The 16918-nt window shown below is 62.8% G+C and carries 14 protein-coding genes; 10 read left to right on the top strand and 4 right to left on the bottom strand.

The features are described from left to right. Nucleotides 1–8: 8 nt before the first annotated feature. The 5 genes from ASE60_RS29835 (at nucleotide 9) to ASE60_RS29820 (ending at nucleotide 7562) form a co-directional block, all read left to right on the top strand. Nucleotides 9–1991 (top strand): 3-hydroxyacyl-CoA dehydrogenase NAD-binding domain-containing protein, encoded by a 1983-nt coding sequence (locus ASE60_RS29835; protein ID WP_057255216.1) that lies wholly within the window; start codon nucleotides 9–11, stop codon nucleotides 1989–1991. Then, complete coding sequence (gene pcaF, locus ASE60_RS29830; RefSeq protein ID WP_057255215.1) at nucleotides 1984–3186, top strand: 3-oxoadipyl-CoA thiolase; 1203 nt, start codon at nucleotides 1984–1986, stop codon at nucleotides 3184–3186. Before ASE60_RS29835 ends, pcaF begins: the two co-directional genes overlap by 8 nt. 242 nt (nucleotides 3187–3428) lie before the next feature. Further along, nucleotides 3429–4868, top strand: a complete 1440-nt coding sequence (locus tag ASE60_RS29825) for an NAD-dependent succinate-semialdehyde dehydrogenase (RefSeq protein WP_057255214.1) — start codon at nucleotides 3429–3431, stop codon at nucleotides 4866–4868. A gap of 165 nt (nucleotides 4869–5033) precedes the next feature. Beyond that, complete coding sequence (locus ASE60_RS36125) at nucleotides 5034–5156, top strand: hypothetical protein (RefSeq protein ID WP_255571072.1); 123 nt, start codon at nucleotides 5034–5036, stop codon at nucleotides 5154–5156. 336 nt (nucleotides 5157–5492) lie between these two features. Then, nucleotides 5493–7562, top strand: a complete 2070-nt coding sequence (locus ASE60_RS29820; protein ID WP_057255213.1) for an ATP-dependent helicase — start codon at nucleotides 5493–5495, stop codon at nucleotides 7560–7562. 130 nt (nucleotides 7563–7692) lie between these two features. Here ASE60_RS29820 and ASE60_RS29815 read toward each other — a convergent pair whose 3' ends face one another. The 3 genes from ASE60_RS29815 to ASE60_RS29805 are packed head-to-tail and all read right to left on the bottom strand — an operon-like array spanning nucleotide 7693 to nucleotide 10451. Continuing rightward, nucleotides 7693–8469 carry an SDR family oxidoreductase gene (locus ASE60_RS29815; protein WP_057255212.1) on the bottom strand — a complete coding sequence of 259 codons (777 nt, stop codon included), beginning with the start codon at nucleotides 8467–8469 and terminating at the stop codon, nucleotides 7693–7695. Between the two features lie 11 nt (nucleotides 8470–8480). Next, nucleotides 8481–9629 carry a galactonate dehydratase gene (gene dgoD / locus ASE60_RS29810; RefSeq protein WP_057255211.1) on the bottom strand — a complete coding sequence of 383 codons (1149 nt, stop codon included), beginning with the start codon at nucleotides 9627–9629 and terminating at the stop codon, nucleotides 8481–8483. A gap of 54 nt (nucleotides 9630–9683) precedes the next feature. Then, the gene (locus tag ASE60_RS29805) at nucleotides 9684–10451 is read right to left on the bottom strand and encodes a FadR/GntR family transcriptional regulator (RefSeq protein WP_112996504.1); all 768 of its coding nucleotides are present in this window, start codon (nucleotides 10449–10451) and stop codon (nucleotides 9684–9686) included. 184 nt (nucleotides 10452–10635) lie between these two features. Here ASE60_RS29805 and ASE60_RS29800 point away from each other — a divergent pair, with 184 nt between their 5' ends. The 4 genes from ASE60_RS29800 (at nucleotide 10636) to ASE60_RS29785 (ending at nucleotide 15033) form a co-directional block, all read left to right on the top strand. Continuing rightward, nucleotides 10636–11619: an arabinose ABC transporter substrate-binding protein gene (locus tag ASE60_RS29800; RefSeq protein ID WP_057255210.1), complete on the top strand. Its 984-nt coding sequence runs from the start codon at nucleotides 10636–10638 to the stop codon at nucleotides 11617–11619. A gap of 64 nt (nucleotides 11620–11683) precedes the next feature. Beyond that, complete coding sequence (gene araG / locus ASE60_RS29795) at nucleotides 11684–13198, top strand: L-arabinose ABC transporter ATP-binding protein AraG (protein ID WP_057255209.1); 1515 nt, start codon at nucleotides 11684–11686, stop codon at nucleotides 13196–13198. Then, nucleotides 13195–14145: an L-arabinose ABC transporter permease AraH gene (gene araH, locus ASE60_RS29790; RefSeq protein ID WP_057255208.1), complete on the top strand. Its 951-nt coding sequence runs from the start codon at nucleotides 13195–13197 to the stop codon at nucleotides 14143–14145. Before araG ends, araH begins: the two co-directional genes overlap by 4 nt. 3 nt (nucleotides 14146–14148) lie before the next feature. After that, nucleotides 14149–15033 (top strand): aldose 1-epimerase, encoded by an 885-nt coding sequence (locus tag ASE60_RS29785; protein WP_057255207.1) that lies wholly within the window; start codon nucleotides 14149–14151, stop codon nucleotides 15031–15033. Between the two features lie 94 nt (nucleotides 15034–15127). On the opposite strand, the gene ASE60_RS29780 is transcribed toward ASE60_RS29785, so the two are convergent. Further along, complete coding sequence (locus tag ASE60_RS29780) at nucleotides 15128–16105, bottom strand: TerC family protein (RefSeq protein ID WP_057255206.1); 978 nt, start codon at nucleotides 16103–16105, stop codon at nucleotides 15128–15130. Between the two features lie 256 nt (nucleotides 16106–16361). On the opposite strand from ASE60_RS29780, the gene ASE60_RS34250 reads away from it, so the two are divergent. Further along, entirely contained in the window at nucleotides 16362–16691 is a 330-nt protein-coding gene (locus ASE60_RS34250) for a hypothetical protein (protein ID WP_082616232.1), read from the top strand. Nucleotides 16692–16918 lie beyond the last annotated feature (227 nt).

The following is a 16918-nucleotide window of genomic DNA, read 5'->3' as shown; positions in this document are numbered from 1 at the left end:
CTGCCACCATGTCCGAGGTCCGATTTTCTGAGAGCGTATCCGCTCGTATTGAAGGCGGCGTTCTGGTCGTCACCATCGACAATCCGCCCGTGAACGCGCTCTCTGCCCATGTCCGCTCCCGCCTGATGGCGGCGCTCGACGATGCGGCCAGTCTCCCGACGATTAGCGGCGTGGTCATCACGGGCGCCGGCAGCACCTTTATCGGTGGCGCCGACATCAGGGAGTTCGGCAAACCACCGGTCGAACCGACGCTTCCGGACGTGATCGAGCGCATCGAGACCTTCGACAAGCCTGTCATCTCCGCAGTGAATGGCGCCGCCCTTGGCGGCGGCTGCGAACTCGCGCTCGCCTGCCATGGCCGCGTCGCCGGCGAGAAGGCATCATTCGGCCTCCCCGAAGTCAAACTCGGCCTCGTCCCGGGCGCAGGCGGGACGCAGCGCCTGCCGCGTCTGACCGGTATCGTCGTGGCGATAGACCTCATCGGAACCGGGCGTGCCGTTAAGGCCGCCGAAGCTGTGACGCTTGGCCTTGCCGACAGCGTTGCCGCCGATCCCGTAGGTGCCGCACTGGCTTTCGTGCAGGAACGCGCTGCCAAACCGCTCCACCGGACCGGCATGATCGCCGTTCCGCCGGCGGACGCCGCAGCCGTGGACGTCGCTGCAGCCAAGGTTCTGGCGAAAGCCCGCGGCCAAGCCGCCCCCGCAGAGGCCGTTCGCCTCGTCAAGGCAGCTGGCGAACTCGATTTGAAACAAGGCCTGAGCGAGGAACGCGCGGCCTTCCTGCGTTTGCGCGATTCCACCGAGTCCGCTGCGCTCAGACACGTGTTTTTTGCCGAGCGTGCCGCCGGCAAGGTCGAGGGGCTCGACAAGGTATCGCCGCGCAGGATCGAGACCGTCGGTGTCGTCGGCACCGGGTTGATGGGTTCCGGCATCGCCGTCTCCGCCTTGACCTCCGGCTATCGCGTGGTCGCGCTGGAGCAGACGGAAGAAGCCGCCGCCAGCGGGCGGGCACGTATCGCCGAGACCCTCGACAAGACCCTGCGCTCCGGACGGCTGACTGCGGCCGGCCGCGACGACTGCCTCGCGCGACTGCAGACGACCGCGGAGGCCGGAGACCTCGCGAAAGCCGACCTCGTCATCGAAGCGGTCTTCGATGACCTTCAGGTCAAGACGCAGCTGTTTCAGAGGCTCGACGGCATCGTCGCACCCGGCGCCATCCTCGCGACCAATACGAGCTACCTCGATCCCGATGCGATTGCAGCCGCGGCAGCCGATCCGTCGCGGGTCGTAGGCTTGCATTTCTTCTCGCCCGCCAACGTCATGCGGCTTGTCGAAGTCGTCAACTGCGCCAAGACCACACCTGACGTGCTGGCGAGCGCGCTTGCCTTCGTCAAACGTCTCGGCAAGCTGCCCGTCGTCTCAGGCGTCACCGAAGGCTTCATCGGCAACCGAGTTTTCTCCGCCTATCGCCGCGAGGCGGAGTTCATGCTGGAGGATGGGGCACTGCCTGAGCAGATCGACGCCGTGCTCGAGGCCTATGGTTTTCCGATGGGTATCTTCGCCGTCAATGACATGGCCGGGCTCGATATCGCCTGGGCGCGCCGCAAGCGACAGGCTGCGACGCGGGATCCCGCTGCCCGTTATGTCGAAATCGCCGACAGGCTTTGCGAAGCGGGGCGTCTCGGGCGCAAGAGCGGCCGCGGCTGGTACGCCTATCCCGATGGCAAGCGGACCGTCGATCCCGAGGTCACTGCGATCATCGACACCGCAAGGGCGGTGAAGAACATCACGCCGCGCGATTTCACCGCGGACGAGATCATGAGCCGGCTTCTGAAAGCGATGGCCGACGAAGGAACGGCCCTGCTGGCGGAAGGCATTGCCGCACGTCCCGGCGACATCGATCTGGTGCTGATCAACGGCTACGGCTTTCCCGCGCATAAGGGCGGGCCGATGTTTACAGCCGAGCAAAGCAAGGACAAATCCCATGGGTGAAGCCTATATCGTCGGCGGCGTCCGCACGCCCATCGGTCGCTATGGCGGCGCGCTGTCGAGCGCGCGCCCGGACGATCTTGCCGCCCACGTGATCCGCGAGGCGCTGGCGCGCGTTTCGTCCGTTCCGACTGAGGCGATCGATGAGGTTGTTCTTGGCTGCGCCAACCAGGCGGGCGAAGACAACCGCAACGTCGCGCGCATGGCCGCCTTGCTCGCCGGGTTGCCCGAGACGGCAGCCGGAACGACGATCAACCGGCTCTGCGGTTCCGGGCTGGACGCCGTCGGCTACGCCGCCCGCGCGATCCGACTGGGTGAAGCCGAGATTATCGTCGCCGGCGGCGTCGAGAGCATGTCGCGCGCGCCCTTCGTCATGCCCAAGGCCGAAAGCCCGTTCCAGCGCAGCACTGAAATCCATGACACGACGATCGGCTGGCGCTTCGTCAATCCTGTCATGAAAACCCAATACGGCATCGACTCCATGCCGGAGACCGCCGAAAACGTCGCGACCGAGTTTTCCATCTCGCGCGAAGACCAGGACGGCTTTGCACTGCGCAGCCAGGCCCGGGCGGCCACTGCGCAAAAGAGCGGGCGTTTCGCCCGCGAAATCGCCCCTTATGCGATCAAGGCACGCAAGGGCGAGACGACATGCGTCGAGCAAGACGAGCACCCGCGCGAAACGACCATCGAGAAGCTCGCCAGTCTGCCGACACCGTTCCGCGCCAACGGCACGGTAACGGCCGGCAACGCCTCCGGCGTCAACGACGGCGCGGCTGCCCTCATCCTTGCCTCCGGCCAAGCGGTCGAACGCTACGGTCTAAAGCCTCTCGCCCGGGTCGACGGAATGGCAACGGCGGGTGTTCCGCCACGCATCATGGGCATCGGCCCTGTGTTTTCGACCCGCAAGCTCCTGGAGCGCCTCCGTCTTGATATCGGCGACATCGATATCGTCGAACTGAACGAAGCCTTCGCGGCACAGGCGCTCGCCTGCATGCGGCAGCTCGGACTTGCCGACGATGCGTCCCACGTCAATCCGAATGGCGGCGCCATCGCGCTCGGCCATCCGCTTGGCATGTCAGGAGCACGCCTGGCGCTGACGGCAGCATTGGAGCTTGAGGAGCACGGTGCGAAGCGTGCGATCGCCACCATGTGCATCGGCGTCGGACAGGGCATCTCGATGCTGCTGACGCGGCCGTGAATTCCGCCTGCTGGAAGGATCAATGTTCAAGGTCTGGCGCGATCGCCAGAGCACATCATCGCGGGTAGCCCCCATCCCCCATCGCCATCGGGCTTCAAACCCGACACGCCTATTCCTGACAAATCGCGTCTTGATATTGCCGGCGGAAGCGCCCAACTGATCGGCATCGCGCTCCTTCGCACTTTCCTCACCGGCGCGTCCTGCACTCGAAGCGATAGACGTCAATCTTCAAAGGTTCCCCCATGACCCAGTATCCCGATATCCTCCTTCATATCGACGGCACCTGGCGGCCGGCGCGCGCGGGCAAGACCATTCCCGTCATCGACCCTGCCACCGAGGAAACGATTGGCCAAGTGGCCTGGGCAGAAGTGGCGGATCTGGATGAAGCGCTGAACGCCGCCCAAAAAGGTTTCCAAGTCTGGCGTGCGACCTCGGCTTTCGACCGGGCAAAGGTCATGCGAACGGCAGCGGCGCTGCTGCGCGAGCGTGCCGGCGACATCGCCTGGCTGATGACGCGGGAACAGGGCAAGCCGCTGGCCCAGTCCAAGGGCGAAATCCTCAGCGCCGCCGAAATCATCGAGTGGTTTGCCGAGGAGGGAAAGCGCGCCTATGGCCAGATCATTCCGCCGCGCACGCCCGATGTCACCCAGATGACCGTCAAGCTGCCCGTCGGCCCGGTCGCCGCTTTCACGCCCTGGAATTTCCCGATCAACCAGGTCGTACGCAAGCTGTCCGCCGCGCTGACCACCGGGTGCTCGATCATCGTGAAGGCACCCGAGGAAACACCGGCATCGCCGGCCGAACTGATCCGGTGCTTCGTCGATGCTGGTATTCCCGCAGGCGTCGTCAACCTCGTCTATGGCGTGCCGGCGGTCATCTCGGAGTATCTGATCTCGCATCCGGTAATCCGCAAGATGTCCTTCACCGGCTCGACCCCGGTCGGCAAGATGCTGGCGGCACTCGCCGGCCAGCACATGAAGCGCGCGACGATGGAACTCGGCGGCCATGCCCCTGTCATCGTCACCGAGGACGCCGACATCGAGCAGGCCGTCGCGATCATGTCCGGTAGCAAGTATCGCAACGCCGGTCAGGTCTGCGTGTCGCCGACCCGCTTCCTGGTCCAGGAACGGGTGGCAGACCAGTTCCTTGAAGGTTTTGTCGCCGCATCGCGGAAGATCAAGGTCGGTAACGGCCTCGAGACTGGCATCGACATGGGGCCGCTGGCCAATGAGCGGCGCATCCCCGCGATCGAAAGCCTGGTCGCCGATGCCGTGGAGCATGGCGGCCGGCTCGCAATCGGCGGTCATCGTATCGGCAACCGGGGCTATTTCTTCGAGCCGACGGTGCTTGCCGACGTGCCGGTCAGCGCCGGTATCATGAATGACGAACCCTTCGGTCCCGTCTCCATCATCAACCGCTTCAACGAGCTCGATGAGGCGATCAATGAGGCCAACCGCCTGCCGTTCGGGCTTGCGGCTTACGCCTTCACCGGCTCCGAGCGAAGCGCCCATCGCCTCGCAAGCGAAGTCGAGAGCGGAATGATCTCCATCAACCATCTCGGCCTGGCGCTACCGGAGGTGCCCTTCGGCGGTATCAAGGATTCCGGCTACGGCACGGAAGGCGGCTCCGAGGCGATCGAAGCCTATCTGGAAACCCGCTTCGTCACGCGCAAGAGCGTGTAACCGCTCATTCCACTCCCGCGCGCGCCCGGCGCGCGCGGGAGATGCTGCTTGTCACTCACCAAGGGCACCAGCTCGACCCGCAGAAGTAGCAATCGCAAATTTACTCCCCTGTTACGAAGTTTGCCCACCATCGGACCCATGGCATGATGCCTATGGGAGAGCACGATGGGTTACGATTGGGATGGCGCACGCGGGCGCCGCATGAAGATCGCACGATTTGGCACGGCCGTCGCTCTGGCAACCTTGTTGGTGTCGGTCGCTGCGCAGGTCGTGGCCCGGGCAATCTAAACACCGACGGGTTGGCTTGTTCGGCGCACCGAAGGCCAGGTCGAAGGTTTCCGAACACGGTGACCAATAGCCCCCGGATCTGCTTCTCGAGATCGAAAATTCGGCCGTCCACGGCTCCGCTCCTCGATGTTCCGGATATTCTGCGGCATAGCAGCCTGTGAAAGCCCGGCCAGCCGGGTTTCCAGCGGCAATCGAAGCTGATACGTTCCATTTTTGTTCCGAGTCATCTGCTTCGGGCGAAGAGTTTGACGCCGTGAAGCGGAATCCGTGAACTCTTTCAAGGAGATGAAACGGAACGAAGATTTTGGGAATCTTGCTGACAACGCTTGGACACGTATGAGCGCCGCCTATCTCGAAAAACTGAATGACCGCCAGCGCCAGGCGGTGGTGCATGGTGTGGGATTGCCGCAAGGCCAGGTCGGCGGCCCTTTGCTGATTATTGCCGGCGCCGGGTCGGGCAAGACGAACACGCTCGCCCACAGGGTGGGGCATCTGATCGTCAATGGTGCCGATCCGCGTCGCATTCTGCTGATGACCTTTTCCCGCCGTGCCGCCGCTGAAATGACGCGCCGGGTCGGACGCATCTGCCGCCAGGTGCTCGGCGACAATGCCGCCGTCATGACGGATGCACTTTCCTGGGCCGGCACGTTCCACGGGATCGGCGCGCGGATCCTTAGGATCTATGCCGAACAGATCGGCCTTGGCGCGGATTTCACCATCCATGATCGCGAAGACAGCGCCGATCTCATGAACCTCGTCCGCCACGAGCTCGGCTTCTCCAAGATGGAAAGCCGCTTCCCGACAAAGGGCACGTGCCTTGCGATCTATTCGCGCGTCGTGAACTCGGAAAGCTCGATCATCGACGTCTTGAAGACCGCGTATCCCTGGGCTGTGAGCTGGGAACAGCAATTGAAGGAACTGTTTGCCGGCTATGTCGAGGCAAAGCAGGCGCAAAGCGTGCTCGATTACGACGATCTCCTTCTCTACTGGGCCCAGATGGTTTCCGACGCGGAGCTGGCGCAGGATATCAGCAGTCGTTTCGATCATATCCTGGTCGACGAATATCAGGACACGAACCGCCTTCAGGCCTCGATCCTGCTATCGCTCAAGCCCGAGGGCCAAGGCCTGACCGTCGTTGGAGACGACGCCCAGTCGATCTATTCCTTCCGGGCCGCGACGGTCCGCAATATCCTCGATTTCCCGAATGCGTTTTCGCCGGAACCCGCCGACGTCATCACGCTCGATCAAAACTATCGCTCGACGCAGCCGATCCTCGCTGCCGCCAACGGCGTCATCGGGCTTGCGCGGGAACGGTTCACCAAGAACCTCTGGACGGACAGGCAGTCCGAGCAGCGCCCGCAGCTTGTCACCGTCAAGGACGAGGCGGACCAGGCCGCCTATATCGTGGAGCAGGTTCTCGCCAACCGCGAGGTCGGCATAGCCCTGAAGCAGCAGGCGGTGCTGTTTCGCTCCGCCAACCACAGCGGCACGCTCGAAGTCGAGCTCACCCGTCGCAACATTCCCTTCGTGAAATTCGGCGGTCTCAAGTTCCTTGACAGCGCCCATGTCAAGGATCTGCTGGCAACCTTGCGTTTCGCGCAGAACCCGCGTGACCGCGTCGCCGGCTTCCGGCTGTTGCAGATGCTGCCCGGGATCGGCCCGCAGACGGCAGGCAAAATCCTAGACGCGATCGCCGCCGATCCGGAACCGCTCGCAGCGCTCGCGGAAATTCCAGCGCCACCCAAGACCGGGGAGGATTGGGCGAGCTTCGTTGATCTCGTTTCCGCTCTGCGGAAAGCGGACGCGGGATGGCCGGGAGAAATCGCGACGGCGCGCGCCTGGTACGAACCGCATCTCGACCGCATCCACGAAGACGCCGAAACGCGCAAGGCCGACCTCGTGCAACTCGAGCAGATCGCCGGCGGCTACCAGAACCGCGAGCGTTTCCTGACCGAACTGACGCTCGATCCGCCGGATGCCACCAGCGACCAGGCAGGCGTGCCCCTGCTCGACGAGGACTACCTGATCCTGTCGACCATTCATTCTGCCAAGGGACAGGAATGGCGCTCGGTCTTCATGCTCAATGTCGTCGACGGCTGCATCCCGTCCGATCTTGGTGTCGGCACAACCGCCGAACTCGAAGAGGAGCGGCGACTGCTTTATGTCGGCATGACCCGGGCGCGCGACCACCTGGCGCTGGTGACGCCGCAAAGGTTCTTCACCTACGGCCAGAACAGCCAAGGCGACCGGCATGTCTACGCATCGCGGACCCGCTTCATTCCGGCGACGCTGCTGCAGTTCTTCGAGACGACGAACTGGCCGAAGATTTCGGCGGCCGTCGGCGAACGCAGCGCCAAGCAGATCCGCATCGATGTCGGCGCCCGGATGCGTTCCATGTGGAAGTGAGGATGGGTCGCGGCCGTGATGCTTCGGTCTCCGAACCGCCTGGTGCCCAGCGCCGTTCCAATGAAAAAGGATGCTCTACCCGTCTGCTGTAGCAGAGATCGCCATACAGGCGCGCGCATCAGCCGACGGTTTAGGGATGATGCAGCACGCTCACCCCGCCATCGACCGTCAGGCAGGTGGCGTTCATGAAGGGACATTCGTCCGAAATCATGAAGAGGGCGGCTTTGGCGATTTCCTCCGGCGTCGCAATGCGACCGCCGGGATGAAGCTTCATCGTTTCGGCTTCCGCCGCGGCCGGGTCGGGAAATGAGTTCCAGTATTCCACGGCTTTCTGCGTGCGCACGTAGCCGGGTGCCAGCGCATTCACCCGCAAGCCCTGCCCGGCATATTCCAGCCCCAGCGCCTTGGTCATGCCGAGAAGCGCATGTTTGGCGACGGGATAGGGGAAGGTGTGCGGGATGATGGTGAAGGCGTGGGTCGAGGCGATGTTGAGGATGACGCCGCCACCCGCAGCGATCATGCCCGGCAGCACGGCCTTGCTGCAGTTCCATGCGCCCTTGAGGTTGATGTTGAAGCAGCGCTGCCAGTCGGCATCCGAGAGTTTCAGCGGCTCGAAGAAGACGTTGACGCCGGCATTGTTGACCAGCGCGTTCGGCTGGCCGATCTCGCGGCTGGCCGTGGCAATCGCGTGTTCGATGGCATCCGCATCCGTGATGTCGGTCGTGGTGTAGCCGATCTTTCCGCCGGTCGCACGGAGCCGTTCGGCCTCGGTCGCCAGCAGACCGCCATCACGATCGATGAGGTAGAGGCTCGCGCCTTCCGCAAGGAAGGTGTCGGCAATAGCAAGGCCGATGCCTTGAGCCGCCCCAGTGATGACGACGCGCTTTCCTTCGAGACGACCCGCCATGTCCGCGCTCCTCACCACTCGGCGACGCTGCCGTCGGCATGGCGCCAGATCGGGTTGCGCCAGCGATGGCCTTCCTTCGCGCGTTCGATGACATATTGCTCGTCCACCTCAATGCCGAGGCCCGGTCCCTGCGGGATCGACACGAAGCCGTCTGCGTAATGGAAGACTTCCTTGTTGGAGATGTAGTCGAGGATGTCGTTGCCCGTATTGTAATGGATGCCCAGGCTCTGCTCCTGGATGAAGGCGTTGTAGCTGACGGCGTCGACCTGAAGGCAGGCGGCGAGCGCGATCGGTCCGAGCGGGCAATGCGGCGCCAGTGCCACGTCGTAGGCTTCCGCCATCGACGCGATCTTGCGGCACTCGGTGATGCCGCCGGCATGCGACAGATCCGGCTGCAGGATGTCGACATAGCCGTCTGAAAGCACCGACTTGAAATCCCAGCGCGAATAGAGCCTTTCGCCGAGCGCGATCGGCGTCGAGCAATGGTTGGCGATTTCCTTCAGTGCCTCGCGGTTTTCCGAAAGCACCGGTTCTTCGATGAACATCAGGTTGAAGGGCTGCAGTTCCTTCGCCAGCACCTTGGCCATCGGCCGATGCACGCGACCGTGGAAATCGACGCCGATGCCGATATGCGGGCCGATCGCCTCGCGGATCGTTGCGATGGTCTCGACCGCCTTCTCCACCTTCTCCCAGGTGTCGACGATCTGCATCTCCTCGCAACCATTGAGCTTGATCGCCTTGAAGCCGCGGGCAACGACATCGCGCGCATTGTTGGCGACGTCGGACGGACGGTCGCCGCCGATCCAGGAATAGACCTTGATGCGGTCACGCACCTGTCCGCCGAGCAGCGCGTGGATTGGCTGGCCGTAGGCCTTGCCCTTGATGTCCCAGAGCGCCTGGTCGATGCCGGCAAGTGCCGACATATGGACCGCCCCCCCGCGATAGAAGCCGCCGCGATACATGACCTGCCAATGGTCTTCGATCAGCAGCGGATCCTTGCCGATCAGGTAGTCCGAGAGCTCGTTAACCGCGGCTTCCACCGTCAGGGCTCGACCTTCGACGACCGGCTCGCCCCAGCCGACGATGCCCTCGTCCGTCTCGATCTTCAGAAACAGCCAGCGTGGCGGAACGATATAGGTGGTGAGCTTGGTGATTTTCATGGTGCGATATCCGCTGGGTGCAACGAGGCGGCGATGGCCGCTTCAGAGAGGATTTCAGCCCGCCGTATGGGCGGGTCGGTGACGTTCGACGGCAAGCTTGAGGTCGCGCGCCGCAAGGTCGAGCATGCGCATCGAACAGTCGCGCGCCCGCGCCTTGTCGCGCAGGCGCAGCGCCTCGACCAGTTCGCCGTGAATGTCGACGGCTTCGTCACGGCGATCGGCGACTTCGTTGGAGGCGTGCAGCGAGAACTTCAGCGCCGCCTGGATAATGCCGACGAGTTGCAAGAAGACCTGGTTGTGGCTGGCCTTGAGCAGGCATGTGTGAAAGGCGACGTCGGCATCGGTGAAACCAACGAGATCGCGCTCGCCGTCACGCATCGCCTGCCAGGCGCGTTCGAGATCGGCGATTTCCTGAACGGTGGCGCGTTCGGCGGCAAACTCCGCCGCCGCTGGCTCGATCGCCCGGCGGGCTTCCAGAATGCAGTTCAAGAGGTCGAACTCGAAGATGCGCTCGCCGATCCATTCAAGCACCTGCGAATCAAGAATGTTCCATTCGTCCTTGTTGCAGACGACGGTGCCGACCCGGGAACGTCCACGGACCATTCCCTTTGATTCAAGCACCTTCAGCGTTTCGCGAATGACGGTTCGGCTGACGCCATAGCGTTCGCAAAGATCGTTCTCACGCGGCAGATAGGAGCCGACCGGAAAAACGTCGGCGCAGATGTCCGAAGCGATTGCGCGCGTCACGTTCTTCTGGACGCGTGGGCGGCGCTGGCCGCGTTCCTCAATGGCACTCTGGTGCTGCTGTTCTTCCACCGCCATCTCCTCCCGCTCGCGTCTCCCAGCTGCTGCTTAGCGCAGACGCCCGAACGCGACAACGCACCGAAGCACGCTGCTATCGTTATACACCACTATCTCATTCATCATACAAAGGCAATTGACGAATATGATGATTCATCATACACAAATGTCCACTGCAGGAGGCAGTTCACCAGGGAGAGAGATCATGCGCTTTATCAAGGCAGCCATTCTGGCTGGTACCGTCGCCGTGCTCACGGCAACCTCAGCGTTCGCTGCCGACGTCAAGATCGGTTTCATCGTCAAGCAGCCGGAAGAGCCGTGGTTCCAGGACGAGTGGAAGTTCGCCGACGTCGCCGCCAAGGAAAAGGGCTTCACGCTGGTGAAGATCGGCGCTGAAGACGGCGAGAAGGTTCAGTCGGCGATCGACAACCTCGGCGCCCAGGGCGCACAGGGCTTCATCGTCTGCACGCCTGATGTCAAGCTCGGCCCCGGCATCGTCGCCAAGGCGGCCGCCAATGAGCTCAAACTGATGACGGTCGACGACCGGCTGGTCAACGCCGATGGCAGCCCGATCGAGGACGTTCCGCATATGGGCATCTCGGCAACGAAAATCGGCGAAGCCGTCGGCCAGGCGATCGTCGACGAGGTCAAGAAGCGTGGCTGGGACATGAAGGACGTCGGCGCCATCCGCGTTTCTTACGACCAGCTCCCGACCGCCGTCGACCGTGTCGAGGGCGCCCTCTCGGTGCTCAAAGCCAACGGCCTTCCCGAAGCCAACATCTTCGACGCCCCGCAGGCAAAGACCGACACCGAGGCAGCACTGAACGCCTCGACGATCGTTCTGAACAAGAATGCCGGCATCAAGAAGTGGGTCGCCATCGGCCTCAATGACGAAGCGGTGCTCGGCGCTGTGCGCGCGACCGAGACGGTTGGCATTCCCGCCGACAGCATGATCGGCGTCGGCATCGGCGGCGCGGATTCGGCGATCAACGAATTCAAGAAGCCCTCGGCCACCGGCTTCTTCGGCACCGTCATCATCTCGCCGAAGCGTCACGGTTACGAGACCGCACTCAACATGTATGAGTGGATCGCCAACGGCAAGGAGCCGGAAAAGCTGACCCTGACCGCAGGCCAGCTTGCCCTGCGCGACAACTACGAAGCCGTGCGCAAGGACCTCGGAATCGAGTAGTCGCTGCTCGCGACACTATCAGCCCGGCGGCTTGGCCGCCGGGCGTTCCACCTCGGAGCCGCGCATGCAAGACTTTCTTGAATTCCGTTCCATCTCAAAGGGCTATCCGGGCGTCCAGGCGCTGTCGGACGTCTCGTTTTCCGTGCGCAAGGGCGCCGTCCATGGGCTCATGGGCGAGAACGGCGCGGGCAAGTCGACGCTCATCCGCCTGCTTTCCGGCGACCAGTCGGCCGATGAGGGCGAGATCCTGATCGATGGCGAAGCGCAGAGCTATCGTTCCGTGCGTGACGCCTTTCGCGCCGGCGTGATCGTCATCCATCAGGAATTGCAGCTCGTTCCGGAGCTGACGGTCGCCGAAAACCTCTGGCTCGGCCACTTTCCCGGCAAGGGCGGGGTGATCGATCGCCGCCGGCTGATCCGCATTGTCGGCGAGAAGCTCTCCGAAATCGGCATCGACGTCGATCCCTCAGCCAAGATCGCCTCGCTCTCGATCGGCGAGCGCCAGATGGTCGAGATCGCCAAGGCGGTCATGCTCGATGCGCGGGTCATCGCGCTCGACGAGCCGACATCGTCGCTGTCGTCGCGGGAAAGCGAAATCCTCTTTGCGCTCATCGAGCGCCTGCGTTCGAACGGCACCGTGATCCTTTACGTGTCGCACCGTCTCGACGAAATCTTCCGGCTCTGCGACAGCCTGACAGTACTGCGCGACGGCAAGCTTGCGGCCCATCATCCTGATATTTCCAAAGTGACGCGCGACCAGATCATTGCCGAGATGGTCGGGCGAGAGATCTCCAACATCTGGGGCTGGCGGACACGCGACCTCGGAACCGAACGGTTGCGCGTCGACACCATCTCCGGTCCGAAACTGAAAACGCCCTTGAGCTTTTCCGTCCGGCGCGGCGAGATTCTCGGCTTCTTCGGCCTGATCGGCGCCGGCCGCAGCGAGATGACCCGGCTGGTCTATGGTGCAGACAGACGCCACCAGGGAACGGTGACAATCGACGGCACGACCGTGCCGGCCGACAGTCCGCCACAATCGATCAGGGCCGGCATGGTGTTGTGTCCGGAGGACCGCAAGTTCGACGGCATCGTCCAGGGGCGCAGCATCGAAGAAAACATGGCGATCTCGTCCCGCCGGCACTTCTCGCCCTTCGGCATCCTCGACCTGAAAAAGGAAGCCGAGCTTGCGGATCGTTTCATCGCCAAGCTTCGGGTGCGCACGCCATCGCGCAAGCAGGACATCATCAATCTCTCCGGTGGCAACCAGCAGAAGGTGATCCTTGGCCGCTGGCTGTCCGAACAGGGCGTAAGGGTCCTCATCATCGACGAGCCAACGCGCGGCATCGACGTCGGCGCGAAATCGGAAATCTACGAGATTCTCTACGAACTCGCGGCTCAGGGCATGGCGATCGTCGTCATTTCCAGCGAGCTGCCCGAGGTGATGGGCATCACCGATCGCATCCTCGTTATGTGCCAGGGCCGGATTGCCGCCGATATTGCGCGCGCCGATTTCGACGAGCGCCGCATCCTCGCCGCCGCCCTTCCCGATGTTCCAACCGAGCAGGTTCAGCCGTCATGACTTCCTTGAAAAAACTTCTTCTCGGCGAACAGGGTCTGGTCGTCATTTTTGCCGTCGCCTTCGCCATCGTCGCGCTGACGGTTCCAAACTTCCTGACCGAACGCAACATGCTGGGCCTGCTGCAATCGGTCGTCACCATCGGCATCGTCGCCTGCACGATGATGTTCTGCCTTGCCTCGCGCGACTTCGATCTCTCGGTCGGCTCCACCGTCGCCTTTTCCGGCATGGCCGCCGTCATGGCGTCGAACGCTTCGGGCTCGATCCTTATCGGCCTCGTTGCCGCGCTCCTGTGCGGCGGTTTCGTCGGCCTCGTCAACGGTGTCGTCATCGCCCATTTCCGCATCAACGCTCTGATCACCACGCTTGCCACCATGCAGATCGTGCGCGGTTTCGCGCTGATCGCGTCCGACGGCCGCGCGGTCGGCATCAACGATCCGAGCTTCTATCAGCTGGCGCTGTCGAAGTTCCTGGGTATCCCGACGCCGATCTGGGTGATGGGCGCGTTCTTCGTCGTCTTCGGCTTCGTGCTCAACCGCACCGTCTTCGGCAAGAACACACTGGCGATCGGCGGCAACCCCGAGGCTTCGCGCCTTGCCGGCGTCAACGTCTCGAATATGCGCATCTGGATCTTCGCGCTGCAGGGCCTCGTCTGCGCCGTTGCCGGCGTCCTGCTTGCTTCCCGCATCACCTCCGGCCAGCCGAACGCAGCGACCGGTCTCGAACTCTCGGTCATCTCGGCCTGCGTGCTCGGCGGCGTCTCGCTTGCCGGCGGCCGTGCGGCGATGACCGGCGTTATCGTCGGCGTGCTGATTATGGGCATTGCCGAAAACGTCATGAACCTGCTCAACATCCAGGCCTTCTACCAGTATGTCGTGCGCGGCCTGATCCTTCTGCTCGCCGTGCTGCTCGACAATCTGCGCTCGGCCGCCGCCGGCCGCCGCAGCTAGCGAATGGCGGAAGACATCCTCGTCCTCGAAAATGACGAAGGGCTCACCGTCGAGGTGAGTCCGCTCGGCGGCGCCATCCTTTCGACCCGCTGGCACGGTATTCCCGTGCTCGCGCCGACGCCGGCGCCAGGTCTCGCCTCTCAGGTGCTCTGCGCCGAAGCGTGTTTTCCGTTGGTGCCCTTCGGCAACCGCATCGAGGACAATGGCTTCCACTTCGAAGGTCGCGATTACACGCTCGCATCCAATACGTCCGACCCGCTGGTGCTCCACGGCGACGGCTGGCTTCGGCGCTGGTCGATCCTTCACCAGGACCGTCATTCCCTTGCGTTGCACTACCGGCACGAGGCAAACGCATCCACGCCCTTCGCCTATGAGGCGGTGCAGACCATGACGATCGATGGTGCGAACCTGACCCTTTCGCTCACCGTCACCAACCGGGCCGCGCAGGCGCTCCCCTACGGACTGGGCTTTCATCCCCATTTTCCGCGCACGCCGGGAACCCGCCTTTTTGCCCACGCCGATCACTACTGGACGGAACGGGAGAACCACCTGCCGGGTGCGGCGCAGTCAATTCCGCAGGATTTGGACTTTACCTCCGGCGCGCCACTGCCGCCCGGCTGGCTGAACAATGCCTTCGACGGCTGGGATGGAAAGATGCGCATCGAGTGGCCGGAAACCGGCCTTGCGCTTTCGCTCGACGCCGACGGGAACTTTCGTTTCTTCGTCCTTTATTCTCCTTCCACCGACGCCGACTTCTTCTGCTTCGAACCGATGAGCCATCGACCGAACGCGCACCGGCAGCCCGAAAACGGTGGCCTCGTCAGACTGGCGCCCGGCGAAACTCTGGAAGGCACAGTCGCCCTGCGGTTCCAACTACTCGGGCTGTGATCGCCCTGGTGCGGCTGTCGTTCTTCCCAATAGACGAAGGCGGCGCCCCTCGCGGAGCGCCGCCTTCGCTATCCTTGAACCCAACGACGCGGTGTTATGCGGGCTGTTGTTCTTCCTTCACGAGGCTCCAGACCACGCCAGCGGCAATGATCGCGAAGGTGACGCCGAGCGAGAGAGCCGCCGGGAATTTCTCAAGCCCCAGGAGATCGGCAACGAAGATCTTCGAGCCGATGAAGATCAGGACGACGGCGAGCGCAGGCTTCAGGTAGCGGAAGCGATGGATCATCGCGGCAAGGGCAAAATAGAGGGCGCGCAGGCCGAGGATAGCGAAGATGTTCGACGTATAGACGATGAAGGGGTCCGTGGTGATCGCGAAGATCGCGGGAACCGAGTCGACTGCGAAGATCACATCGGCCACCTCGACCATCACCAGCGCCATGAAGAGCGGCGTGATAAACCAGGTCATCTTGCCCGTCTTCGGGTTTACGAGCTTCGCGAAGAAGCGTTCGCCATGATGCTCTTCGGTGACGTTGAAGCGACTGCGCATGAAGCGGACGAGCATGTTGTTCGAAACGTCGGGCTCGGCCTCCTTCATGACCAGCATCTTGATACCAGTGATGATGAGGAACGCCGCGAAGATATAGAGGATCCAGGCGAACTCAGCGACAAGGGTCGCGCCGACGCCGATCATGATTGCGCGCAGCACGATGACGCCGAGAATACCCCAGAAGAGGACCCGGTGCTGATAGATGCGGGGCACGGCGAAGAAGGAGAAGATCAGGGCGATGACGAAGACGTTATCGAGCGCCAGCGTTTTTTCGACCACGAAGCCCGTCATATAGGCGAGGCCGGACTCGGAACCGAGGTACCACCACACCCAGCCGCCGAAGGTCAGGCCGAGCGCGATGTAGAAGGCCGAAAGCTTGACGCTTTCACGGACGCCGATCTCCTTGTTCTCCTTATGGAGAATGCCGAGGTCGAAGGACAGGATGGTAATGACGAGGGCGAAGAAGCTCGCCCACATCCAGAGCGGCGTTCCCAGCCACACTTCAGACATGAAGGAAAAGTCCACAGACGGGTCCCCATTAGGCACATGTTGTCGGAATAAGGTCCGACATCGCAAGAGTGCCGAAGCTCTCGCCAGAGGGGCCCGGACCAGCGGGTTGGCGGAGAAATGGGATCTCGATTTTCGCGGTTCAAGCGCGGGACTGCAATTTTTTCAAGAATTTCTGGACGTCCTGTGGCCCCCACTGCCGGGCTAATAACCACGTTCGGCCGACGTTCCTCCCTTGCAGTCAACGAGGCTGTCCCCGCAAAGGAGAAACGTCATGAAGAAGGTCCTCGCAATTCTGAGTGCATTTCTGGTGGTCGGCGCGGCAGCACCCGCACCTGCCGTCGCCGACGATTCGGTCACCCGCTTCCTGCAGAAAGCCACCGGCAACGGCAAAACAAGCCACGCGCGCTATGGCCGGGACGACGATGGACGTGGGAGCTGGAGCTCCAACCGCAGTTCCAATAGCTCGTCGAACGCCTCGCGGAACTCCAGCTCGAACAGCAGTTCCAATTCGTCGAGCAACTCCAGCTCGAACAGCTCCAGCAACTCCTCCTCGAACTCGTCCTCCAATTCGTCGTCGAACTCGTCTTCCGATGATGATTGAGACGCTCTCTTGAGAGGCAGAGCAACGGGTCAATCCCACAGAGAATTGTCCTCCACGCCGAGCGGCGTGGGGGACAATTCACGTCCTCGATCAAGCTGCGGTCGGCTGCCTTTCGATTGGCAAGGCGCAAGCCCAGAGCCAGAACATGGGCTGCCCGATCGGCGCCCGGACCCATCGCGCGACGTCGCTTGACAGCCGGTTCAAAATAAACTTAACATGTTAATGGA

It is taken from the genome of Ensifer sp. Root278 (assembly GCF_001429285.1).
In the GTDB taxonomy this organism is placed as follows: Bacteria; Pseudomonadota; Alphaproteobacteria; order Rhizobiales; family Rhizobiaceae; genus Ensifer.
This window is presented reverse-complemented; position numbering and strand designations above follow the sequence as displayed.